Genomic DNA, 23942 nt, shown 5'->3' with positions numbered 1-23942 from the left:
CAGTATGGATTCGCCGCAGCACACCCTTCCGATCGGGCCGTTCCAGGAGGGGATCTGGCTCTTCTGGCGGCTGAATCCGGCGAGCCCCGCTTACAACATGCCGGAGATCTTCTACTTCGACGGGGATTTCGACGCCAAGGCCGCCGAGTTCGCGTTCAACGAGACCATCCGCCGCCACGAGTCCCTCCGCACGAGGTTCCATGAAACGGAATCCGGCGTAATGCAGGTCATCGACCGTGACCCGGAACCCGTCCCGGTCAACGTGGTGGACCTGCGCGGACTGTCGGCGGTCATGCACACCGAACGGCTGGAATCGGTCCTCGACGCCGAAGCGAACGTGCCCTTCGATCTCGCCGCCGGGCCCGCGGTCCGGCTCACCGCCATCCAGGTGTCCGAAAGCCGGACCGCGCTGGTTCTGGTCGCCCATCACATCGTGTGTGACGGTACGTCGATGGCCATCGTCCTGCACGAGTTCGGTGAGCTCTACAAGTCGGCGCGCAGGGAAACGCCGCCCGACCTGGGGCCGATCGCACCGGGATACGGCACCTTTGTGGAAGAGCAGCTCGCCACCCTCGCCGATGGTGGCCTCGAGGAGGAATCGGCCTACTGGCGGGAACGGCTCGCCGGAGTAACCGGCAGTGCGCTACCGGGAACCGGCCACACCGCAGCGCACCAGCCAGGGGCGCTGGAGGTGCATGCGGAGTCCACCGTGCTGGCGGACAGCCTGGCCGAAGCGGTCTCGGCGTACGCCCGCCGCGCCAGGTCGACCCCGTTCGCCGTGCTGCTGTGCGCGATGGAGGTCATGATCGCCGCCGCCACCGGCGACGGTGACGTCGCCGTCGGGACGGCCACCAGCGGTCGCACGCCCAGGTTCGCCGGCACCGTGGGGATGCTGGCGAACGTGGTGGTGGCCAGGTCGCGGATCGACATCGCCAAGTCGTTCGCCACCGTGCTGGAAGCAGTGTCCCTTGATCTCATGGACGCCATCGATCACCAGGGCCTGCCGTTCAGCCGGATGGTCGCCGAGTTACACGAAGCCGGGCTCGAACGCGGGGTCGAGTTGGTGCGGACGATGTTCGCCTCGGGGGCCACCGGTGGTCTGAACCTCGGCGAGGGAACGCTGTCGGAGGTCGCGGCGCGCACCGTGGACGGACCTTTCGACCTGTCCGTGGCCTGCTATGTCGAGTCCTCGGGGATCGCGCTCGACTGGGAGTACGCGCTGCGCACCTACTCGCCCGAAGCCGCACGCGGCTACTGCGCCGCTTACCAGGAGATCCTGGCATTGTTGCTGGACCAGCCGGACGCGGCGATGGACTCACTCGGCCTGACCGAGGTCCTTGCCCGCGTCCACCCTTCCGCTCGGGCCGCCGCGCCTTCCCCCGGCGCCGTATCCCCCGCGGCCGAGCCCGGTGGGCCCGCGGACGCCGCGCTCACCTCGGTTGAGGCCGCGGTTGCCGCCATCTGGAGCGAGGTGCTCGGCGTACCCATCGAGGCCCCGCACGACGACTTCTTCGAGTCGGGTGGCCACTCGATGCTGGCGAGCGTGGCCGTGGCGTCGGTGCGGAAGAAGGTCTCGACCACCGCGACCCTGCGGATGCTGTTCGATCACCCGCAGCTGCGCGACTTCTCGTCCCGCCTGTCAACCGGGTCGGCATAAGACACAGGCAGAGGTGGCACGACCGCGATTCAGGTGAGGAGAGGCAGATGCAGGCGCCGTTGGCCATTGTGGGCATGGCCTGCAGAGTTCCGGGCGCAGCCGACTACCGCTCGCTGTGGCGCAATGTCGAGGTGGGCTCGACCGGCATGGTGGAGGTCGACGAGCAGGATCTCCGCAGGGAGGGGATCAGGCTGGACCCCGCGGTCCGGAACAGCTACGTGCCGGTGGCCGCACCGCTGGAGGGATACGACCAGTTCGACAGCGCCGCGTTCGGGATCAGTGCCGGTGAGGCCGAGGGGATCAACCTCAACCACCGGGTCATGATGGAGGTGACGCTGGAGGCGCTGGAGGACGCGGGCTGCGACCCGCAGCGCTATCCTGGCAACATCGGGCTGTTCGCCGGTGGCGGTGGTGCGTCGCCGATCTCGGTGCTGCGGCGCGTTGGTGACGCGCAGTACGGGGACGCCACCAGGCCGCTGAAGGTGTCCGAAGCGCTGAACTGGACGGCGCTGCTCGACAACGACTTCCTGGCCACCCGGATCGCCTATCCGCTCGATCTCCGTGGCCCGTGCCTGACCGTCCAGACGGCCTGTTCCAGCTCTCTCGTTGCCGTGCACCTCGCCTCCCAGAGCGTGCTTTCCGGCGAATCCGAACTGGCGGTGGCCGGCGGGGTGAACATCGAACTCCCGCACCGGGTGGGCTACTACCACCAGGAGGGGAGCATCTGGTCCACCGACGGCTACTGCCGGCCGTTCGACCGTGCCGCCAGCGGCACCATCACCGCCAGCGGCGCGGGCGCGATCGTGCTCAAGCGCCTGGACCGGGCACTCGCCGACGGTGACGCCGTGCACGCCGTCATCCGCGGCAGCGCGATCAACAACGACGGCAACCAGAAGCTCGGGTTCACGGCGCCGAGCGTGCAGCAGCAGAGTCTGGTCATCGGCGCGGCACTGGCCGCCGCCGGGGTGGACAAGGGCGACATCGGCTACCTGGAGGCGCACGGTACCGGGACCGAGATCGGCGACGTCGTCGAATGGACGGCCATCGAACGTGCGCTGGGCGCGGACGGGGTGCGGTGCGGAATCGGCGCGGCCAAGGCGAACCTCGGCCACCTCGGCGCCGCTTCCGGCATCGCGGGCCTGATCAAGGCCGTACTCGCCCTCACCCACGAACGGATTCCCCCGGTCGCGAACTTCGTGGAACTCAATCCCCGGATCAAACCGGGAAGCACCAGGCTCTTCGTGCCGGACAAGTGCAGCGAGTGGGAGGACGAAGGAAAGCCGCGGCGGGCCGGAGTGAGCTCGATGGGCATCGGCGGAACCAATGCGCATATCGTGCTCGAACAGGCGCCGGTCGCTGACAGCTCAGGAACAGGCAGCTCAGGAACAGGCACTGAGCCTGCCGACGAACCGCGCGAGCGGGTGTACGTGCTGCCGGTCACTGCCGCGTCGCGGCGCAGCGTGGCGGACACCGCGAGCCGGGTGACGGAGTTCGCCACGGAGAATCAGGACCGGCTGCGCGGCCTCGCCCACACCATGCGGACGGGCAGGCGGATCCTGCCTCATCGAGAGGCGATCGTCGTCGCCAGGCTGGCCGAGGGTTTCACCACCTGGCGCACCGGAAGCAGGCTCGCGAAGCGCAACCACGACAGCGCCGTCGTGTTCCCCGGCCAAGGCGGACGACTGGGCGACCTGACGGCAGCCGAAACCGGGATCGACGGATTCGCGGACCTGCTCTCCGAGGCGCTCCAGTGCCTGCCTGCCGAGGATCGGCCGCTGGTGAAAGGGCTCCTCACCGGGGCGTCCGAGGCCGCGTCCGCACCCCGGCTCGCCGAACTGGCGGTGCTCGTCCGATCCGTGACGATCGCCAGATCGCTGCTCGCCGACGGCCTGCGGCCCCGGTCACTGTGCGGGTTCAGCCTCGGCGAGATCGCCGCGGGTGTGGTCGGCGGAGTGTTCACCCTGACCGAGGCCGCCGCGGTCGTATCGGAGCGGGCCCGGATACTGGCCGGCGCCCCCGCCGGCGGGATGATCCGGGTCCGGCTCTCCGAGGAGTCGGTCACCGGTTACCTCGGCAACGGTGTTTCGCTGGCCATCGTGCCGGGCAGCCGGGACTGCATGCTCAGCGGTGAGACGGCCGCGATCGACGCGATCGCCACCCGGCTGCGCGCCGACGGGGTCGCCTGCGTCCGGGTTCCGGTGGCGCACCCGTTTCACAGCGTGGTCCTGAAGGACTCGGTCGCGGAGTACACGGAAACCTGGTCCCAGGTCGACCTGCGGTCGCCGAGTCTGCGGCTGATGTCACCGACGACGGGCGGCTGGCTGGACGAGGACACCGCCCGCGACCCCGATTTCTGGGCCCGCCACCTGATCCGTACGGTCCGGTTCGGCGACGCGGTGGACAGTCTGCGCGCGCACGGCACGGATCTCGTCTATGTACTGGATTCCGACAAAGGCGTCACCCCGTTCGTCAAGGAAGTGTTCGACGCCGACGCGCTGGCCATGACCACCGGCAAGCAGGCGGGCTATGACGCGGTCTCCAGAGCCCGGCTGCTGGCGACGGCGTGGTCGGCCGGACAGGACCCGGTCCCGGCGCCGACCGGCGAGAGCGCTCGGGGAGACGACTCCGGCGCACCCCGCACGGCCATCGTGCACGCTCCCACCTACGCGTTCGACCGAGGTTCCGATAAGGAGCAGCCGCCCATGCAGGCAGCAGCACAGCCGGCCCCCGACTCCAGCCGGTCCGGCCCGGCGACGGCGGCTCAGGCTCCGGCGGAAGCTCCGGCACCGGCCCTGTCGCAAGCCGAGGCGGAGCGGATCGACGACGCGGTCCGGCGGATCGTCGCGAAGCTCGTCGGTGGTGCGCCGGAGCAGGTGGAACCGGACGCATCCTTCGTCGAACTCGGCTACGACTCCTTCCTGCTCATCCAGCTCGCGGACGCCCTTTCGGCGGAGTTCCGGACCGATATCGACGTGCGGCAGCTGTTTGCCGACCTGGATTCCTGCGCAGGCGTTGGCAGGCACCTCAAGGGCATCCTCGCGGCGAGCGGCCTGCGGCCGCCGGCCGCCGTGGATCCGCAGCCCATCCAGCCATCCGAGCCGCCCCCGGCCGCCGCGCCGCAGCCACCTCCCGCTCCCCTCGCCGCCCCGGTGCCACCACGGCTCGGGCAGGCAGGCTCGGCCGACCACCCGGACGCGCTCCAGGCCGAGGTGGACTGGGCTCGGCGGACCCCGGTTTCGAAGCGCATCACCGAGGAAGACCGATTCGCCTTGGCGGACCAGCGAAACCTGGTGTCCTCCCGCAAGGGACGCCGGGAGGCCAGCTACCCGGTGGTCGGGGTTCGCGGCGAGGGCGCCCGTTTCGTCGACGTCGACGGCCAGGAGTTCCTCGACCTCTGCATGGGCTTCGGGGTGAACATGCTTGGACACGCCGCGGAGCCGCTCACCACGGCGCTGCGCACCTTCGAGCCATCCGACCTGCTGGTCGGCCCGCAGTCCTCCACCGCGGGCGACGTCGCCCGCGGTATCGCCGCGCTGGCAGGTGTCGACCGGGTCGCCTTCACCTCCTCGGGGACCGAGGCGGTGATGGGCGCCGTGCGCGCGGCACGCGCGAAGACCGGGCGCGACGTCATCGCGCTGTTCTCCGGGTCCTACCACGGCACTTTCGACGGCGTGCTGGTCGCGCCAAGGGCCGGCGGGGAGCAGGGAGAGACGACACCGCTCGGCCGGGGGGTGCCGGCCTCGATGGTCCAGGACGTGATCGTGCTGCCGTATGACGACTCCGCGCTCCCCGTCCTGGAGTCCTACGGCGAGCGGCTGGCCGCGGTGCTGGTCGAGCCGGTGCAGAGCAGGCGCCCCGGGTACCAGCCGGTCGAACTGCTGCACCGGCTCCGCGCGCTCACCACGGCACAGGGCGCCGCCCTCATCTTCGACGAGATCATCACCGGCTTCCGGTGCCACCCCGGCGGTGCGGCCGCGTACTTCGGCATCCGCCCGGACCTCATGACCTACGGCAAGGTCATCGGCGGCGGTATGCCCATCGGGGTCATCGCGGGCGATGCCGAGTTCATGGCACCCATCGACGGCGGACGCTGGCGAGAGGGCGATACCGGGTTCCCACAGCGGCCGAGCATGGTGTTCGCCGGGACGTTCAGCAAACATCCGCTGGCCATGACGGTGGCCCAGCAGATGATCCGGTACTTCCGGAAGGAGTCGCCCCGGCTGCAGAACTCGCTCGCCGAGCGGACGGCCGACCTGGCCAGGCGGATCAACGACAACGCATCCGCAAACGGATTCCCCATCGAGGTCGAGCATTTCTCCTCGCTCTTCCGGATCAACATCGACGGCTCCCCGCTTTCCGAGGACATGTTCTTTCTCGGCCTGCTCAATCGCGGCATTTACGTATGGGAGGGGCGCACCTGCTTCCTCAGCGCCGCGCACACCGAGGCGGACTGCTCGGAAGTCGTGGCAGCCGTGGCCGATGCCGCCGCGGAGGTGGCCGCGCGGGGCCTGTGGGAGAAGGCCAGCCCGGCGGCGGTGCCTGCTCCCGCGCACACTCCCCCTGCGACCGTCGGCGAAGCCCCGCTTACCGATGGCCAGAAGCTGTTGTGGCTGGCCAGCGAGCTGGGTGGGGAACTGGGCGAGTCCTACCAGATGTCCGAGGTGCTGCGCATCGAGGGCACGCTGGATCCCGAGCGGCTGCGGCGCGCTGTGCAGCGGGTCGCGCAGCGGCACGAGGTGCTGCGGATCGGCTTCGACCAGGACGGCGGATCGCAGAACTGCGCCGCGGGAGCCGTGCCGAAACTGACCGTCAGCACCCTGAGCGATACGTCCCCCGGCGACGTCGAGGGGCTGCTGCACCGGTTCGCACGGCGGCCGGTGGACATGTCCGTGCCCTCGCTGTTCCGGTTTCACCTGGTCCAGACGAACGAAGCCGCGTTCCTGCAGGCCACCGCTCCGCACTCGGTCGTCGACGGGTGGTCCTTCGAGGTCCTGTGGTCGGAACTGTCGGCCTGCTACCTCGGCGAGGCGAGCACGGCACTGCCCGAACCGGCCAGTTTCCTCGAGTACGCGCGGTGGAAGCGCGGCGAGGAGGACGCACGGTTCGAGGCGAACGACGCCCGCTGGCGGGCCCGGCTCGACGCGGTATGGGAATCGGCCCGGTTGATCGACAGCGCCGGGCCGTGGAAGCCCGTCCTGCGGGTGGACTCCCTTCCCCAGGAGAGTCTCGCGGGCCTGCGCGAGCTGGCCCGGTCCGGCGGGTGCACGATGCACACCGCGGCCCTTTCGGCGCTGGCGGTCGCCTCCTCGCTGCTCACCGGCTCCGCGCAGGCCGTCATGATCGCCCATCAGACCGGGCAACCCCGGCACACCAGCAAGCCGCTCATCGGCTTCTGTGTGGACCTGTTGCCGGTCATCGTCGAACTCTCCGAGGAGGATACGGTGGTCGAGGTGGCGAAAGCCGTCCAGGCTCAGCTCCTGGACAGCTCGGAGGCCACCTCCGGCCTGTACCGCGTGCTGCAACACAAGCGATACCGCCTGCTGCCTGCCGCCCTCACCGGGTTCAACTACGCGGGCCAGGACTCCGGGACGATGTTCGGCGCCACCGCGTCGTCGATGGTGCTGCCGCGCGAGACCATGCCGTGGCCCGCGATCGTGAGCATCGAGGAACGCGGCGACGGCATCGAACTGATCTCCGAGATCTCCGAGTTCAGTGACCTCGCACCGCTGGCGTCCCAACTGGCGGCGCGGGTGGAGCAGGTCCTCGCCACCCCCACCCAGGCGCTCGCGGAACTGCGCCTGCCATGAGGGCATCCACCCGGATTCCGCGGAACGACAGGGGAACCATGGAATCTCTCGTCGAACTCCTGCACTCTCGGGTTTCCGAGACACCCGAGGCCACCGCCCTGCTCGCCGGAGGCGTCCGGCTCAGCTACGCCGACCTGGATCGGGCCGCCGATCGGGCCGCCGACCGGCTCGCCGCCGCGGGCGTACGCCCTGGTGACCTGACCGGGTTGCTGGTCGAGCGCGACGCGGAGACGATCATCTGGCTGCTCGCGATCCTCAAGCACGGCGCGGCCTACGTCCCCTTGGACCTCAGCTATCCGCGGGAACGGATCCGGTTCATCGCCGAGGACTCCCGGCTCTCCTTCATCGTCGGCGCGCGGACCGCTGCCGGCCGCCTCGGGCTGTCGGACCAGCGCCTGATCGACCCGGCGGAGCCTGCCGCCGATCCGGTGGCCCGACGGGAGCCGGGGCAGGCACCTTCGGCGGGCACCACCGCCTACGTCATCTACACCAGCGGCTCGACCGGAAAACCCAAGGGATGTGTGATCACGCATGGCAACGTGCTCGCCTTGCTGGCGGGAGCGCTGCCCCGGTTCGCCTTCACGGCGGACGATCGCTGGGCGATCTTCCATTCCTTCTGCTTCGACTTCTCGGTATGGGAACTCTGGGGCGCGCTGGCGACCGGCGCGACCGCCGTCGTCGTCCCGTGGCAAACGGTCCTGGTATCCGCCGAGCTCATCGAGTTCCTTGCAGAGCAGCGGATCACCGTCCTGAACCAGGTGCCATCGGTCTTCCGTTACACCGCGCAGGCACACGCCGAAAACGGTCATCCGGAACTCCCACTGCGCTACGTCGTTTTCGGCGGCGAAAGCGTGCACCTCGACACCGTCCGGGATTTCGTCAAGGGAGCGGGCCCGTACGGCCCCGAGATGGTCAACATGTACGGGATCACCGAGAACACCGTGCACTCCACCTTCAAGGTGCTCGACGCCGAGACACTCCGGTCCGGCTCGGCCTCCCCCATCGGACGGCCGCTACCGCATGTCGGCGTCCACGTTCTCACCGCGGAGCGGAAGCCGGTGCCGGACGGCACGCCAGGGGAACTGTGGCTCTCCGGTCCGGGCCTTTCCACCGGGTACCTGCACCGCGAGGACCTCAACAAGGAGCGGTTCGCCGAACTGCCCTTCGGGCCGGACTCCGGAATGCTCCGTTGCTACCGCACGGGCGATCTGGTGCGGCGGCTACCCGACGGCGAACTCGAGTATCTCGGTCGCGACGACGACCAGGTCAAGATCCGCGGGTTCCGAATCGAGCTGCGTGAGATCGAGACCGCCATCGGCTCGCACCCCGAAGTACTCGACAGCGCCGTCTGCGTGGTGGAAACCGCCTCGGGCCCGGAACTGGCCGCCTGCCTGGTGTGCGTGGATCCCGGTTCCGACGCGCTGGCCGATTCGGTCAAGGAGCGGTTGCGGGCAATCTTGCCAGCCTACATGGTTCCCCGGATGTACTTGCCGGTCGATCGGCTGCCGCTGACGCCATCGGGCAAACTCGACCGGTCGGCTGTGGCGGCGCTGTTCTCGCGGTACCTCCGCGCTTCGTAGAGCAGGATCGAGGCGGCCACCCCGATGTTCAGCGAGTCCACCGTGCCGACCATGGGGATGCGCAGCCTGCGGGACGCGGCGGCCAGCAGGTCCTCCGGCAGGCCCTCCCGCTCGCTACCGAGCAGGAACGCGAGCGGGGGTTCGTAGCCAGCGTTCCAGTGGTCGTCCTCGGCGGCACCCGATGTGGCCAGAACGGCGACACCCCGCTCCGCGGCCCAGGACAAGAACTCGCCGGTGCCGGGCGTGTGCACCACGTCAACGGCGAAGAGCGAACCCATGCTGGCCTTGACCGCGGCAGGCGAGAAGGCGTCCACCGTGTCCCCGACCAGGATGACGCCCGCTCCGCCCACCGCGTCCACGGTGCGGATGATCGTGCCGAGATTGCCCGGATTGGCGATCCGGTGCAGTGCGACGAAGACCGCGCCGGGGTGGACCTCAAGGGTGGAAAGGCCGCCGGTCCGGCTTCGCACGATGGCCGCGAGGCCGGCGGGCCCGTCCCGGTCGAAGAGCCGTTTGAACAGGTCCGCGCTGAGCCGCGCCACCGGCACACCCGCTTGTTCCTGTTCCTCGACCATGCGCAGCGCCGCCGGGCCCGTCAGCAAGGTGGGAGCGACGATCAGCGTTTCGATCTCCCAGCCTGCCTCGACGGCGCACCACACCGGCTGGAGGCCCTCGACCACGAACGCACCCGCGCGGCGCCGGTGTTTCCGGTCGCCGAGTAGCCTCACCCGCTTCGCGAGCGGGTTGGCCGCGCTGCTGATCGTGTCTGTCATGGGGTTCTCCACGGCGACCCGGCCTTCGCGTCGCCAACCCCGCCAGGGTACCCGGACGGTGTCCCCGGTGATCACCCCACGAGCTCGGCGGCCTGTTCGGGAGACGGCAGCGGCAGCTCGTCGATCGGCGCGTCGGGGTCGGCAAGGCCGGCGGTGAGCAAGGCCAGCAGGGCGTCCTGCCAGCGGCGTGCCGAGGTCCGGTCGAAGCGGTCGGCGGCGTACTCGATCTCGCCTGCCAGCCCGGCGGCGTGCTGCCGCATGGTCCAGGTCAGCGGGACCTTCGCGGTACCCGAGTGGACGAACCGCTCCTCGATGTCCAGGCCCTCGATGTCGCCGCAGTCGTCCATCGGGGTGGACTGGAAGGCGAACATGGCCTGGAACAGCGGGTTCTCCCCACCGCCGCGCCGCGCCAGGCCCTCCACCGCGTCGGCGAACGGCAGGTCCTGGTTGGTCAGCGCTTCCGCCAGTGCCTCGTCGGTGCGCGCGATCAGCTCGCCGAAGCGCATACCCTCGGTGAACCGCATCCGCAGCGCGACCGTGTTGACCAGGTAGCCGATCAGGTCCTCGGTGCCCGGCCGATTCCGGCATGCCACCGGCACGCCGATCACCGCCTCGTCCACATCGCCCGTCCGGCGCAGCGTCATGAAGAAGGCGGCGAGCAGCACCGCGAAGGCGGTGGTCCCCTGTGCGCGGGCGACCCGCTCGACGGCGGCCGGATCGACGGCGGCCGGCGGCAGTCGCACCGCGAACCCCTCGGTGCCGACCCGTCCCCCCGTTTCGTGCCGGGAGCCCAGCTCGATGCCCGGTAGATCCCCGGCGAGCCGTGCCCGCCAGTAGGCCCGCTGCTGGTCCGCGTCCGCGCTCTGCAACCAGCGTTCCTGCCAGGCGGAGTAGTCGGCGTACTGGGTGGCGGGCGCTGGCAGCGACCCGCCGTTGTAGAGCGCGACCAGCTCGCGCCAGAACACCGCGAGCGACCAGTCGTCGAACACCGCGTGATGCACGTCGAGCAGCCACAGGTGTTCCTCGGCGCCGACCCGGAAGCAGGCCGACCGCAGCAACGGGCCCGTGCTCAGGTCGAACGGGCGCCCGGCCTCCTGCTCGGCAAGGCGGTGGGCCTCGTCGAGGTCGGCGACGGAGGTCACCGCGGTACGCACCGGGCCCGCGGGCCGGATCCGCTGCCATACCTTGCCGCCCTGATGCTCGAGCACGGTGCGCAGCGCCTCGTGGCGGGCCACGATCTCGGTCAGCGCGGCATCCAGACGGTCGAGGTCGAGCGGACCCCGGATCCGGTAGCAGACCGGGATCACGTAGGTCGGCGCGCCCCGATGCACCCGGTCCAGGAACCACAGGGCCTGCTGCCCGCGGGAGGCCGGTTGCCGGTCGCCGTGCTCGCCGGTGGGTACGACCGCGCCGTCTGCCGCGCCGCGGCCGTGCTCACGCTGTACCAGTGCCGCGATCCGGGCAACCTGCGGAGCGGCCCGCAACTGGGCGAAGGTCAACGCCACACCCGTCACCTCGGCCACCCGGCTGAGCAGCTGAAAACCCCGCAAGGAGTCTCCTCCGGCCGCGAAGAAGTCCTCGTCACGACCGATCGGCCGACCGTCGAGCACCTCACCGGCGAGGGTGGCGAGGACGCGCTCCAGCGTCGTCATCCCGGCTTCGCCGGTGCGGCCCGCCCGGGTGGGCGCGACCGGCGGAAGCAAGGAGCGGGCCGCCTTGCCGTTCAGCGGCGAACGCGGGATGCGATCCAGCAGCACGATGGCCTGCGGCACCATCACCTCGGGCAGCCTGCCTGTGAGGTCGGCGCGGATCGCGGCCTCGGACACGCCGGGCTCGGCCTCGACGTAGGCGACAAGGCGGGAGCCGAACGGCGGATCCTCGGTGGCGAGGACGACCGCGTCCCTGACCCCGGCGCAGTGATGCACGGCGCTCTCCACCTGGCCGGGTTCGACGCGGTAGCCGCGGACCTTGACCTGGCGGTCGGAGCGTCCGAGGAAGACCAGGGTCCCGTCGGGCCTGCGGCTGCCGCGGTCGCCGGTGCGGTACATCCGCGCGCCGGGAGGGCCCTGGGGATCGGGGAGGAAGCGATCGGCGGTGGCGGCGGGGGCGGCGTGGTAGCCGCGGGCCAGCGGTGGGCCGCCGATCCAGAGGTCTCCCGGGGTGTCGTCCGGGACCGGTCGCAGGTCGGTGTCGAGGATGTAGATGGAACAGCCCGCGAAGGAGTGGCCGATCGGCACCAGCGCGTAGTCGGAGACCTCAGGGCCGGACCCGGCGAGGCCGTCCGGGCGGTGCAGCGCCACGCTGATCGTGGTTTCCGTCGGTCCGTAGTCGGAGACCCAGTCGATCGCCTCCGCGCCGGGGACACGGGACCAGGCGGCGAGCTTCTCGACGAGAATCTTGTCGCCACCGATGAAGACGATCCGCAGGCAGGCAGGGAGGCGGACCAGCCCGGAGGTCAGGTCGTCCACCCACTGGTGCCAGTAGGCGCTGGGCAGGCTCACCATCGTCACCCCGAGCCGGTCGATCAGATCGGTGAACTCCCTGCTGGTGAACTGGCGCTGGTCGGGCATGACGACCGCGCCCCCGGCGAGCCATGCCGGCAGGATCTCTTCCAGCGCGGCGTCGAAGGCGATCGCGGTGGACTGGAGGACCCGGTCCCGCGGCCCCAGCCTCAGCTCGTCGCGCAGCGAAACGCCGTGGTTGGCGAAGCTGGCGTGCGCGACGGCGACCGGCTTGGGTTTGCCGGTCGAGCCCGAGGTGAACACGCAGTAGGCGAGATTGGCCGGGTCGATGGCGGGCTCCGGACCCGCCGTCGGCTGATCGGAAAGGTCGAGCCCGTCCAGGTCCAGCACGGGCAGGTCCGGCGGGTCCACGGCGGCAGGCCCGTTCCGGACGAGGACGGTGACTCCGGCGTCGGCGAGCATGGCCTCGGCGGCGTCGCGGGGCAGGGACGGATCGATGGGCACGTACACACCACCCGCCTTCCACACCGCCAGCATCGCGACCAGCAGCAGCGGCGAAGGCTCCATGACGACGCCGACCAGGCGCTCCGGCCGGACTCCACGGGCGGCCAGCAGGTTGGCGAGCCGACCGGCCCGTTCGTCGAGCTCGCGGTAGGTGAGAGTGCCGCCGTCCCAGACGACCGCAACGGCATGCGGCGTCCGCGAAACCTGTGCCTCGACGAGGTGATGAACGCAGCGACCGGGTATCAAATCTCCTACCTCCGGATCAGAAATAAGAACGCAGGCTACCGCGTCGCCGTACGTCGACGGTGGCGCAATGGAACGACCCACCGAAGCTGTTGAAATTCCGGAACGGGCACGGAATCGCGGTCATTCCCCAGCTCTCGGCAAGGCGGCGCATCGGCTCGTCCTGTGCCTCCACCACCATCCGCTCCTCATCGATCATCAGCACGTTCATGTTTATCCACTTGCTGGTCATGTAAAGCGGATGCCCGTCCGGGATCACCGGCCGCGGCGCCGTTCGCACCTCCCAGTCCTTGAATATCTTCGGCACCTCCGGCACCCGGTCCGGGTGGATCAGCAGCTTGCCAGGAGCGAGCGGCATCAGGCTCGCGTCGATGTGCATGGGGTGATCGTCGGCAAGGGTCAGCTCGTGCACCTGGTACTGCCCGCCCAGGTGCCTGCGGACCCACTCGATGCCCATCGCGTTGGTGACATGGCTGCGCTGGGCGAAGATGTCCCGGCCGCACCGGATGAAGTCGGCCGCGTCGAAGGTGGGTTCGAACTCGGTGATCACCGAGCGGAACGGCTCCCCCTCCGGTTGGTCTGTCCAGTCGGCGACGTACAGCTCGTCGGGAAGCTCGGGCTTGGGCGGGCTGCTCCAGCTGGCTCCCTGCCGGAAGTACTCCTTGAGCAGCGGCCGGTACGCCGAGGCCGCGTGGTGCCGCGACCGCCAGGCCATCGGCGCCTCGATGACGTCCTCACCGACGACCAGCAGCAGATCCCGCGGCATCGCGTCGTACAGGCCGGTACTCGACCAGCCTGGTGCGCCGTAGGACTGGCCGTGATCGCGCGGCTCCGGCCTGCGGACCTTGACTCCTTCACCTTCCAGCACGGCGACCAGCTGGTCGAGCTCGTCCCGCGCGGCGGCGATCTCGTCGGCTGGGAACGGCTGCCCGGCACGTTCCCGGAACACGGCGCGCTGCTGCGGTGACAGCGGCGCGCCGACCGCAACATGCCACGGAGGGAAATGCGCACCGTCGACGATGCCGACGATCACCTCCTCCAGCGGATCCCATTCGTTGTAGGACCTGACCGGGCACTCCGGCTCGGCAGCGACCTCTGATCCACGCATTTCGATTCTCCATTGGTCAGGTGTACCGACACAGGGCGCGTCGCCGCACTCGGCGGTCATACATCCGCCCAATGCGTGTGTTCGGGGATCTCCGGCGTCAGCTGCTACAGCCGTGCCTTGCCGTCAGCGAAACAGGTTCTCAAGTCTGCTGGGCCATGAAGGCTCGCAGGCTTGCCGGCCGCATGTCCGTCCACAGCTCGGCGATCCGGTCCAGGCAGTCGGACCGAGTGGCCGGGTCGCCTACCGGTTCCCATCCCGCGGGGATCTCCCGGCCCGCGCGCCAGATCGAGTACTGGTCCTCATGGTTGCGCACGATGAAGTAGCGGTCGTCGTTCTCTGCCATGCCTGCCTTCCTTGGTCGGTTCGGATCACCTGGACGGCGGCGAGCGGTTCAGTCCGTCACGCGACGCGGGCCGTCTGCCGTTCGATCTCGTCGCCCATCCCGACAAGGATCTTGCGTGGGCCGGTGAAGGGCAGCCGTCCATGGGCAACACGCATGTTGTCCAGCAACATGAGCATGCCCTCTCGCCAGCTGTACTCGATCGTGTTACGGCGGTATGCCTCGCGAATCTCGGCGACGACCACATCGGGGATGACTCCGCCGTCCCCGTAGTAGGTCGCGAACGGAAGACCTTCCGTGCCGAACTCGGCCTCCAGGTACTCCCTGACGTGCGGTGCGAGGGAGGACGCGTGCCAGAACACGATGTGGTTGAACCAGAGCTCGGCGCCGGTGACCGGATGTCTCGCCAGCGCGGGGCGGACCTGCCTGGTGCGAAGCACATCGTCCGCCGGCCACTCGACGTCGATCTCGTTGGCGCGGCAGTATCGGTGCACATCATCCGGTGCGTTGCAGGAGAAGGCATCCTGCCAGGTACGCCCGAGCCCGGACTGGTAGTTCCGGACCAGCAGCCAGTCCCGCTCCTGGAACTCCTCGACCAGGTTCCTTGGCAGGACGGCAAGTACGCCCTGTACGTCGGTCAGGGTCGTCTGGCCGCCCGTCTCCGGTGCCTGCACACAGCCGAAGAGGATTCGTCCCGGCCAGGCCTGCCGATAGGAACTCTCGTTGTGCGGTTCGATGGCCTGGGAACCAGGCAGGTCGGTGGCGGACCAGACTCCCTCGGCGAAAGCCGTGCGGGGCGTTGCGGCCTCGCCGTACTCGGCCGGCCTGCGGATCAGCTGTTCTTTGAATGCCTTGAAGCGTTCGACATCGAGGGTTACTACATCGAACTCGATCGCTCCCGCGGCAAGGAGCAGTTCACTGATCCGTTCGTCGGATATATCAAGGCCGGCGCCGTCCACGGACAGGACATCCGTGCCCAGTTTCTCGAAGCGTGTCAAGATCCGCCCCCAGCTGCTCATAAGTGATGATAGCGGATGACGAATCCAGGGCGGGGAGTTCTGAACTACCCGAAATATCCTGGCACCCCAACCACGGTCCGACTTACGATCCGCTACCAATCAACGATAGTTCAGCACGGTCAACTTGCCGTGTCAATAGCCACACCAGGTGCTGGCCCCGGGCCTGGTCCTGGTGTCCGGATCGGGACGAAAGTTGCCTCGTTGCGGGGCCGGACGATCAGTCGATACGCTAGCCGGCGCCGCCCGACCACGTCTCATGGGTGCTGCGCATCGGCCACCGAAGGGAACAAAGCTCGATCATGCAACGGATTCCCGCGCTTGGCCCGGAAGGACTCAACCACCAATCGGCGGCCAGGTTCATTCTCGCGCTCGTCGGCAAGCAGAAAGCCGCCACGATTTGGGGCGCGGTGACGTCCACCGTATGGATGACCACCCAGGCCCTGATTCCGGCCGCGCTCGGCCACGCGATCGACGTCGGCATTGCCGGTAACGACAGCGGCGAGGTGGTCCGCTGGTCGATGATCATCCTGCTGCTCGGCGTGCTGCGGGCGGTGTTCGGTATCGCGTTCTACCGGCATTCCATCATCACCCGCACGGTGTCCGGCTGCTTGACCATGCGGATGGTGACGCGGCACGTCACCCGGCTCGGCGCCTCGCTGTCGCGGCGGAAGGACGCCGACAACCTGATAGCGACCAGCACATCGGATGTCAACACCATCGGGGTCGGCATGCTCTACGCCGGCCGGGTGATGGGGGCCATCGCGGCCGTCGCGGCCGTCACCGTGGCCATGTTCACCATCTCGGTTCCGCTCGGGCTCCTGGTACTGGTGATCGTTCCCGTGCTCAGCGGGCTCAGCAGCCTCCTGCTGCGCCCGCTGCACCGGCGCCAGGACGACTACCGATCGGTACAGGGGCGGCTGGCCGGACGCGCCGTCGACATCGCCTCCGGGCTGCGGGTGCTCCGCGGAGTGGGCGGTGAAAGGCAGTTCGCGCGGCGTTTTCGCGCGGATTCCGCACGGTTGCGGCGCGCGGACGTGGAGGTGGCGTACGCCGAAGCGGACCTCGAGGGATCGCGGGTGCTCGTGCCGGGACTGGTCACCGCGATCGTCACCTACACGGCGGCTCTCCTGGCGCTCAACCAGCAACTGACGATCGGGCAGGTGGTCGCGTTCTACGGGTTCGCGACCTTCCTGACCATCCCGCTCACCGACTTCATGGAGGGGACGAGCCAGCTGACCCGGGCGTTGGTTGCCGCTCGCCGGGTGGCCGGATTGCTGAACACCGATACCAGGGACGGCGATGCCCCGGAGGCGACGGCCGCGACTCCACCGCCCCGCGGAACGGCTCACCTGGCCGACAGCGCATCGGGACTGAGCATTCCACCGTCCACCTTCCTCGCGGTCGCCTGCGCCGGCACTCCCGATGCCGATGCCATGGCCCGCAGGCTGGCTCGTTTCGAGGACTCCGGTGATCCCACATTGGACGGCACGCCGTTGTCATCGCTGCCGACCTCGGTCGTGCGGTCCCGGATCCTGCTGGGCCTGAACAGTGACCGATTCTTCGCGGGCACGGTGCGCGAGGAGATCGCGCCGGGCGGAACGGCCGAAACCGAGGAGATCACGACTGCGCTGCAGGTCGCCTGCGCGACGGATATCGTCGACGCGCTACCCCACGGTCTCGACACCCAGATGACGGGTCGCGGCAGGACCTTCTCGGGCGGCCAACTGCAACGCCTGCGGCTCGCACGGGCACTGCTGGCGGACACTGAGTTCACGGTGCTCGTGGAGCCGACCAATGCCGTCGACGCCTACACCGAGCACCGGGTGGCGGAGAACCTCGCTCGGTTCCACGAAGATCTTGCGAAGGAGCGAAGCACTGTCGTGTTCACGGTGAGTCCACTTTTGCTCCAGCGAGCGCACCAGGTGGCATACCTCGAGGACGGCCACGTGGTCGCCGTCGGGACCCATGAGGAACTATTGGAGAGTCACTCGGCATACCGGACACTGGTAGCGCGTGACGATGTCTCACAGGTTGGGAAATGAAAGTCCGCACACTTCCGGTCGCCGACGCGAAATTCGTTCGCCAGTTTCTCCGGCAGGTGGCGCGCAGCCATCGGAAAGAACTGGCATATGTGCTGGTTCTGTATGGCATAGCGGTCAGCAGCGGCCTGGTCGGGCCCCGTTTGCTCGGCGACCTGGTCCAGGACGTCCGGGATGGCACGACCGTTGGCAACGTGACGACCATCGTTGCCGCGCTGACCGGATTCATCCTGCTGCAGGCATTCCTGACTCGCGTCGCCTTTCGCGCGGCGGGGCGACTTGCCGCGACCGTCCAGGCCGAGATCCGGGAGAAGTTCGTCGATGACGTGCTCGCGCTTCCGCTTGCCGTCGTGGAAAGGTCCGACGACGGCGACCTTGTGACGCGTGCTTCGCATGATGTGAACACGTTGCGACGCGCCATGCAGGTGGCGGTGCCTCAGGTCGCCGAGGCCGTGGTGTGGATCGTGCTCAGCCTCGGTGCGCTCCTGCTGGTGTCGCCGTTGCTTTCGCTCGCACTGGTGGTCATCCTGCCGCCCCTGGTGATCGTGAACCGGTGGTACCTGGCCAGGGCACGTGACGGCTTCCTGCGCGAGGCCGCGGCCTCATCCGGCATTACCGAAGGCCTGGACGCGACCATCCAGGGCGCGGGCACCGTCGAGGCATACGGCCTCGAGGAGCATCGAATGCGCCGCGCGGAGCGCGATACCCAGGCCTGGTACGAAAGGGTCGGCTACACCCTGCGGCTCCGGACGGTCCTCTATTCGGTCGAAGAGTTCTTCTTCACCTTTCCGTTGGCCGTCGCCCTGTTGCTCGGTGGATACGCCTACACCCAGGGCTGGGTCGATCTGGCCCAGGTGACCGCCGCGACCCTTTACCTGCTCCAGCTGATGTTTCCCCTGGAAACGCTGCTCGACTGGGTGGGAACGCTCCAGCAGGGCAGCGCCTCGCTGGCCCGCCTGCTCGGCGTCGCGGACACCCGGTCCGAGCAGGCGGACGCTCCGGCCGAGCGGAAGGACAATGGGCACGACATCACCGCCGCCGCGGAACTGTCCGCCCACAGTGTCCGGTTCGGGTACGAGGATGGACCAGAAGTACTGCACGGGATCGACCTTGCGGTGCGGCCGGGTGAACGGCTCGCCATCGTCGGGCCGACGGGGAGCGGCAAGACCACACTCGCCAGGCTGTTGTCCGGGATCCACCCTCCGCAGGTAGGCGACATACAACTGTCCGGCATACCGCTGCACGAGCTGCCGTCCCACGAGTTGCGCAAACACGTCATCCTGGTGAACCAGGACCAGTACATTTTCGGCGGCACCATCCGGGAGAATCTCGAACTGTCGGCCGTCAACGTGGAACAGCACGCACCGGCGGATGCCGATGGCGCCGCTGTGTGGCGGGCGGTTGACACGGTCGGCGCGAGTGAATGGGTGAATGCACTCCCGGAAAAACTGGACACCACGGTGGGCGCGGGCGGGGAGGTGCTGACCGACGCGCAGGCCCAGCAGATCGCGCTGGCCCGGCTGCTCCTGGCGGATCCGCGGGTGCTGATCCTCGACGAGGCGACCTCGGAGATGGATCCGGGTTCCGCCCGGAACCTCGAGCGGTCGCTCGCGGCCGTGCTGGCTGGGCGGACCGTCATCTCGATCGCGCACCGGTTGCACACGGCCTACGACGCGGATCGAATAGCCGTTGTGGAGGACGGGAGCATCGTGGAGGTCGGTTCCCATCAGGACCTGATCGTGCGGGACGGCGCCTACGCCCGGCTCTGGTCCAGCTGGCTGTGAGAACAGGTTCTTGAACCGGGCTACCAGCCGTTCTTGTGGGCCCGCGCCTCGTACAACAGAACAGAGGCCGACACCGAAACGTTCAGCGAATCCGCGGACCCGAGCATCGGTATTCCCACTCGCTGAAAACCGGCGTCGTACCATGGCCGGGACACGCCGAAACGCTCGCTGCCGACTACCAGGGCTGTCCGTCCCTGGTAGTCCAGTTTCCGGTAATTGACGCTGTCGTCGGTGTCGGCAATGAAAACCCGGAACTGGTTCCGCTTGAGCCAGGTGATCGCGTCGCCGACCTCGTCGAAGTCGAGAGAGGGGACCTTGATGCTCATTCCCTGGCTGCTGCGTAGCACTTTGGGATGCGTCATTCGAGTCCTGCGGTTCGTCATGACCAGACAATCGGCGTTGCAGGCGTCCATGGTGCGCAGCAGCGTGCCGAGGTTCCCAGGAATCTCCAGCGCGTCCGTTACCAGCACCAGCGCATCGGCACCGAACCCGAACTTTTCCTGGTCCCAGTCCGGCAAGCGGGCGATCGAGAGGAGCCCATCCGGATTCGGCCGTTCAGCCAGTCGCGCCAAGGTCTTTTCGGAGATCTGATAGGCACGCCGGGCACGCTCCGCGAGCTGCCCCGCGCGCGTCTTCGCCTCGTCCGAGTAAGCCGCATCGGGACACCACAGGAGGGTCTCCACCGAGACGCCGGTCTCGAGCACGATGTTGTTCTCGAACAACCCTTCGGCGACGAAGGTGCGGCGAGGGATGCCCGCGCGGTTGTTCTGGATGTCCCGGACCAGGTTCGCCGCCGGATGCTGCAGGCCGATCTGCTGAAGTTCCATGCCACCGCTCGTATGTCGCCAGTAAAAGGGTCACCCAACGATACCCGGAGTAACGGCGGGCCCGTGCCGACCACCTCGAGTGGGCAGGTGGACCGCGGCCGCCACTCCAGGCTGAACCGCTCCAGAGCCGACTTTTGGTCTTGTCCTCGACCACGAGGCAGTTCATTGGCATACTGTCGTGGTGTGACTCGGTCGCGCATATTGCGACGGAGTCGTTCGCTGGGGAGGTGCTCGCGCCTATGGTGCGTTCGGATCGGCCGCTCAAGGGTAAGCCCCATCCACGTGGCTACTCGAACCGCTGTTTCTGGGAAGAGGGCCATTAGTGAAAATCTGGAAGAACACGCCCAAAGACTCGATCCTCGTAGGCATAAGTCTGACGCAGTTCGCGGTGACCCCGATCCTGGCCATCACCTGGGACACGGCATCCCTGCCAATCCGGATTGCCGGCGGGGTGCTCATCACGTTGATGATGACGTACAACATTATCGTCGTCTCGCACCTCTTCACCCATGTCCCCTGGTTCGTCAGCAATCGCCTCAATGCCGTGGTGTCGGTGGTCAACTCCGTCAACATCGGCCAGTCGGTCCAGGCTTACCAGCTGACACACGTCCGGAACCACCACCGTTTCAACAACGATCGGCAGGGCCCCGACGGCACCACCAGGGACGCCTCGTCCACGTACCGCAGGGGAAAGAACGGGCAGCACGAGCCGCTGCTGTCCTATGCCCTCGGCGGTGCCGTGGACTCCATCGTCGGCCGCGTCAAGGATGTGGGTTCGACGGTGCGCCTCTGGAAGGTCGGGCGAGGCGAGGAGAAGCTGCTGTCCCTGGCGTCACGCAGGGAAACGCGAAGGGTTCGCGAACTCCGCCAGGTCCAGGCCGACCGCGCCGCGCACTGCCTTTCCCTGGTCGTGTTCGCGACGATTTCCTGGCAGTGGACCGTCTTTTGCTACCTCCCCGCGTTCTTCATCGCGCTGACTCTGGTCAACGTGCAGAACTACTACCGGCACTACGGCGCGAACCCGGAGGATCGCGCTTCGGACTCGGTGAGCCACTACAACCGGGTGTACAACTTCCTCACGTTCAACGACGGATACCACCAGGAGCACCATCTCAGCCCTGGGACACACTGGTCCAGGATGCCAGAGGTCAAGGAGCGCCAGCGGGCCAAGCTCGAAGCGCAGCCCCGCATCGTCAGCCCGGTTCCCGCCCTCCTCGGATTCCTCGACCGGCGGCGGCCCCTGCTACACGAAAGCAAACCGGAGCGCACCGGATAAGGAGCCGACACACCGTGATTCCCCAGAACTGCAAGATCGAACGTTTCTTCGGGGAGTGGGAGTTCGACGTCGACCACGTGGCTTGCGCCTCGGACGTCGATGGCTATCCCATGCGCGACCTGCTCGACCTCGCCGACTCCGAATCCCTCGCGCTGTGGGAAGGGCTGGAACTCGGCTACACCGAGACCACAGGGCACCCGCTACTGCGCGAGGCGATCGCCGATCAGTACACCAAAACCGAAGCCGACGGCATCACCGTCTGCGGCGGCGGAGCGGCCGAGGCGCTGTTCCTCATCACCAACGCCCTGCTGGGTCCCGGCGACCACGCCGTGGTCATCTGGCCTGCGTTCGAGCCACTGCACCGCATCGCCCCGGCGGTCGGTGCCGAGTTCACGCCGGTTGCGCTGGACCCGGACCGCGGCTGGCGGCTCGACCTCGAAGCCGTCCGCCGCGCGCTCCGGCCGAACACCCGCGCGTTGTTCATCAACTTCCCGCACAACCCGACCGGTGCGCTGCCGAGCCGTGCGGAGTTCGAGGCCCTGGTCGCCCTCGGCACCGAAGCGGGGATCACCATCGTCTCCGACGAGGTCTACCGCTACCTGGAGTTCGAACCCGAGGCGACGCTTCCGGCGGCGTGCGACCTGGACGATCAGGCCATCAGCGTAGGGGTGATGTCGAAGGCCTACCCCCTGGCCGGCCTGCGCGTCGGCTGGATGGCCACCCGCAACCACGAACTGATGGCGGCGACCCGGACCCTCAAGGACTACACCACGGTCTGCGCCTCGGCACCCTCGGAGATCCTGTCCCTCATCGCGCTGCGGGCGCGAGAGCACCTGATCGCCCACAGCAAGCGGATCATCCTCGACAACCTCGCGCACGTCGAATCGTTCTTCCAGCAGCACCCCGGTGTCTTTGCCTGGGAGCCACCGCGCGCCGGAATGATGGGCTTCCCGCGCCTGCGGCTGCCCACCCCGGTCGAGGAGTTCGTGCGCGACCTCGCCCGCGAGGAGAGCGTCCTGCTGCTGCCGGACAGCATCTTCGACATGGCCGACAACCGGTTCCGCATCGGCCTCGGCCGGGCCTCGCTCCCGCAGGCCCTGGACCGGCTGGATGGGTTCCTCACCCGGAGGGCCAAGGTATAGCGAGCCGCCAAAAGGCGACCGGGACGGTGGACGCGGAACGTGTCAGCCGAGTGACATTTCCCGTGCGGAACGCGCACGGCCGCGGTGTACTGGACACAGCGACCGAGCGGAGGACCGTGGACCATCCAGGCGAAGCCCCAGCCGGCACCGGGAAGTCCCGGTCACGACGGCTGCCGGTCTGGCGGATGGGGCTGGCCGGTGGGCTGGTCGGCATCCTGTGCTGCGTCGGCCCCACCGTGCTGGCGCTGCTCGGTCTGGTCAGCGCCGGAACGGCGTTCACATGGTCCACCGACCTCTACGACAACTACGCCTGGTGGTTCCGCCTCGGCGGCCTCGCGGTACTGGTCCTGCTGGTCTGGCTGGCCCTGCGGCGCCGCGACCAGTGCAGTATCGCAGGGATAAGGCGGTGGCGCCGGCGGCTGCTGGGCGTACTCGCCATCGCGGTGGCCACCTACCTGACCCTGTACGCGATGACCACCTGGCTGGGCACCTTCGCCTGAGCGGAGTTGCACAGCGGAGGCCCCACGGGTGGTGGCCGTCGCCTGGTCAGCCTGCCGCGCCGGCCAGCCCCTTGGGGTCGACGATGGCGATGCTGGCGTAGCGCAGCTCGATCCAGCCGGTGCGCTCGAACTCCTTGAGGATCTTGTTCAGCGAGGGCCGCTGCACCCCGAGCATGGCGGCCAGGGTGCGTTGTGGCAGCGGCACCGTGCCGGTACCAGCGGCCTCGTCCAGCAGCAGCCGCGCGACCTGCTCGGTCAGCGACCGGCCGAGCAGCCCGATGATCCGCTGCTGGCTGGTCGCCAGCCGCTGTGCGACGCTGGAAAGCCAGCGGCGCGCGATCGGCGGTCGCCGCGCCAGCAGACCCTCGAAGTCGGTGGCTCCGAGGAACAGCACGGTGCACTCGTCCAGGCCCCGCGCCGTATAGGGCAACGGCATGTCCAGCAGGTACTCGATGTCACCGTCGACGTCGCCGGGGCGTAGCACGTGCACGACCGCGCGCCGCCTGCCCGACCCGACCGCCAGCTCCACCCGGCCGCGCTGCACGATCCACACCCCCTCCGCGGCGAGGCCACCCCGGAAGAGCACCGACCCGCGCTCGTACACCCTGGTGTGCAGCCCGGTCGCCAGCGCGGCCAGGTCTTCCGGGGCGAGGGGGGCCTCGGAGCCGCGGCCGACACAGCGCGCCACCCAGGCCGCCTGCCGGATCGCCAGGTCGGCGGCCGGTCCCGTGCCGAACAGCCGCATCGTCTGCTCCAGCGCCGCAGCGGGCAACCTGGACGCATCCATCACCTGATTGTGTCAGCTCGCTGACTCTCCCGCCCGGGAACTGTCACCACGCTGACATTCCTCGCGCCACCCGGCGCCTTCCGGTCCACAATGG

General features: G+C 68.6%; 15 protein-coding genes. 8 read left to right on the top strand and 7 right to left on the bottom strand.

Going from position 1 to position 23942, the window contains the following annotated elements:
• The first annotated feature begins 4 nt into the window (after positions 1 to 4).
• Genes KOI47_RS06390 through KOI47_RS06380 form a run of 3 tightly spaced genes read left to right on the top strand, consistent with a single transcriptional unit; the run spans position 5 to position 9044 of the window.
• Positions 5 to 1657 (top strand): condensation domain-containing protein, encoded by a 1653-nt coding sequence (locus tag KOI47_RS06390; protein WP_216214818.1) that lies wholly within the window; start codon positions 5 to 7, stop codon positions 1655 to 1657.
• Between the two features lie 47 nt (positions 1658 to 1704).
• A complete protein-coding gene (locus tag KOI47_RS06385; protein WP_216214816.1) occupies positions 1705 to 7464 on the top strand; it encodes a type I polyketide synthase in 5760 nt (1919 codons plus the stop codon).
• 38 nt (positions 7465 to 7502) lie between these two features.
• The gene (locus KOI47_RS06380; RefSeq protein ID WP_216214814.1) at positions 7503 to 9044 is read left to right on the top strand and encodes an amino acid adenylation domain-containing protein; all 1542 of its coding nucleotides are present in this window, start codon (positions 7503 to 7505) and stop codon (positions 9042 to 9044) included.
• Here KOI47_RS06380 and KOI47_RS06375 read toward each other — a convergent pair.
• The 5 genes from KOI47_RS06375 to KOI47_RS06355 all read right to left on the bottom strand — a co-directional run bounded on the left by KOI47_RS06375 (position 8930) and on the right by KOI47_RS06355 (position 15472).
• Entirely contained in the window at positions 8930 to 9817 is an 888-nt protein-coding gene (locus tag KOI47_RS06375) for a TrmH family RNA methyltransferase (protein WP_216214812.1), read from the bottom strand. The two genes, KOI47_RS06380 and KOI47_RS06375, sit on opposite strands and share 115 nt — an antisense overlap.
• 71 nt (positions 9818 to 9888) lie before the next feature.
• Positions 9889 to 13029 (bottom strand): non-ribosomal peptide synthetase, encoded by a 3141-nt coding sequence (locus KOI47_RS06370; protein ID WP_216214810.1) that lies wholly within the window; start codon positions 13027 to 13029, stop codon positions 9889 to 9891.
• A gap of 16 nt (positions 13030 to 13045) precedes the next feature.
• A complete protein-coding gene (locus KOI47_RS06365) occupies positions 13046 to 14134 on the bottom strand; it encodes an amidinotransferase (RefSeq protein ID WP_216214808.1) in 1089 nt (362 codons plus the stop codon).
• Between the two features lie 139 nt (positions 14135 to 14273).
• The gene (locus tag KOI47_RS06360) at positions 14274 to 14477 is read right to left on the bottom strand and encodes an MbtH family protein (protein ID WP_216214807.1); all 204 of its coding nucleotides are present in this window, start codon (positions 14475 to 14477) and stop codon (positions 14274 to 14276) included.
• 56 nt (positions 14478 to 14533) lie between these two features.
• Entirely contained in the window at positions 14534 to 15472 is a 939-nt protein-coding gene (locus KOI47_RS06355) for a TauD/TfdA family dioxygenase (protein WP_216214806.1), read from the bottom strand.
• 320 nt (positions 15473 to 15792) lie between these two features.
• Between KOI47_RS06355 and KOI47_RS06350 the strand changes: the two genes are divergently transcribed.
• Both KOI47_RS06350 and KOI47_RS06345 read left to right on the top strand, forming a co-directional pair.
• On the top strand, positions 15793 to 17535 hold the full coding sequence (locus KOI47_RS06350; protein WP_216214805.1) for an ABC transporter transmembrane domain-containing protein: 1743 nt from the start codon (positions 15793 to 15795) through the stop codon (positions 17533 to 17535).
• Positions 17532 to 19316, top strand: a complete 1785-nt coding sequence (locus tag KOI47_RS06345) for an ABC transporter ATP-binding protein (protein WP_232376571.1) — start codon at positions 17532 to 17534, stop codon at positions 19314 to 19316. Before KOI47_RS06350 ends, KOI47_RS06345 begins: the two co-directional genes overlap by 4 nt.
• 20 nt (positions 19317 to 19336) lie before the next feature.
• Here the strand turns inward: KOI47_RS06345 and KOI47_RS06340 are convergent, their stop codons facing one another.
• Positions 19337 to 20143 carry a TrmH family RNA methyltransferase gene (locus tag KOI47_RS06340; protein ID WP_216214803.1) on the bottom strand — a complete coding sequence of 269 codons (807 nt, stop codon included), beginning with the start codon at positions 20141 to 20143 and terminating at the stop codon, positions 19337 to 19339.
• 322 nt (positions 20144 to 20465) lie between these two features.
• On the opposite strand from KOI47_RS06340, the gene KOI47_RS06335 reads away from it, so the two are divergent.
• The 3 genes from KOI47_RS06335 (at position 20466) to KOI47_RS06325 (ending at position 23061) form a co-directional block, all read left to right on the top strand.
• Positions 20466 to 21419, top strand: coding sequence for a fatty acid desaturase family protein (locus tag KOI47_RS06335; RefSeq protein ID WP_216214802.1), 954 nt, complete (start codon positions 20466 to 20468; stop codon positions 21417 to 21419).
• A gap of 14 nt (positions 21420 to 21433) precedes the next feature.
• A complete protein-coding gene (locus KOI47_RS06330; protein WP_216214801.1) occupies positions 21434 to 22561 on the top strand; it encodes an aminotransferase class I/II-fold pyridoxal phosphate-dependent enzyme in 1128 nt (375 codons plus the stop codon).
• Positions 22562 to 22677: 116 nt separating this feature from the next.
• Positions 22678 to 23061 (top strand): hypothetical protein, encoded by a 384-nt coding sequence (locus KOI47_RS06325; RefSeq protein WP_216214800.1) that lies wholly within the window; start codon positions 22678 to 22680, stop codon positions 23059 to 23061.
• A 46-nt stretch (positions 23062 to 23107) separates the two neighbouring features.
• Here KOI47_RS06325 and KOI47_RS06320 read toward each other — a convergent pair whose 3' ends face one another.
• Positions 23108 to 23848 carry a Crp/Fnr family transcriptional regulator gene (locus KOI47_RS06320; RefSeq protein WP_216214799.1) on the bottom strand — a complete coding sequence of 247 codons (741 nt, stop codon included), beginning with the start codon at positions 23846 to 23848 and terminating at the stop codon, positions 23108 to 23110.
• Positions 23849 to 23942: the final 94 nt, after the last annotated feature.

Source organism: Amycolatopsis aidingensis (genome assembly GCF_018885265.1).
Taxonomy (GTDB): Bacteria; Actinomycetota; Actinomycetes; order Mycobacteriales; family Pseudonocardiaceae; genus Amycolatopsis; species Amycolatopsis aidingensis.
The sequence above is the reverse complement of the archived record's forward strand: the minus strand, read 5'-3'. Positions and strand labels throughout refer to the sequence as shown.

Excerpts from the sequence above, each read along its gene's own strand:
- KOI47_RS06390 (WP_216214818.1), top strand. The coding sequence starts at position 5 with ATGGATTCGCCGCAGCACACCCTTCCGATCGGGCCGTTCCAGGAGGGG.
- KOI47_RS06385 (WP_216214816.1), top strand. The coding sequence starts at position 1,705 with ATGCAGGCGCCGTTGGCCATTGTGGGCATGGCCTGCAGAGTTCCGGGC.
- KOI47_RS06380 (WP_216214814.1), top strand. The coding sequence starts at position 7,503 with ATGGAATCTCTCGTCGAACTCCTGCACTCTCGGGTTTCCGAGACACCC.
- KOI47_RS06375 (WP_216214812.1), bottom strand. The coding sequence starts at position 9,817 with ATGACAGACACGATCAGCAGCGCGGCCAACCCGCTCGCGAAGCGGGTG.
- KOI47_RS06365 (WP_216214808.1), bottom strand. The coding sequence starts at position 14,134 with ATGCGTGGATCAGAGGTCGCTGCCGAGCCGGAGTGCCCGGTCAGGTCC.
- KOI47_RS06360 (WP_216214807.1), bottom strand. The coding sequence starts at position 14,477 with ATGGCAGAGAACGACGACCGCTACTTCATCGTGCGCAACCATGAGGAC.
- KOI47_RS06350 (WP_216214805.1), top strand. The coding sequence starts at position 15,793 with ATGCAACGGATTCCCGCGCTTGGCCCGGAAGGACTCAACCACCAATCG.
- KOI47_RS06345 (WP_232376571.1), top strand. The coding sequence starts at position 17,532 with ATGAAAGTCCGCACACTTCCGGTCGCCGACGCGAAATTCGTTCGCCAG.
- KOI47_RS06340 (WP_216214803.1), bottom strand. The coding sequence starts at position 20,143 with ATGGAACTTCAGCAGATCGGCCTGCAGCATCCGGCGGCGAACCTGGTC.
- KOI47_RS06320 (WP_216214799.1), bottom strand. The coding sequence starts at position 23,848 with ATGGATGCGTCCAGGTTGCCCGCTGCGGCGCTGGAGCAGACGATGCGG.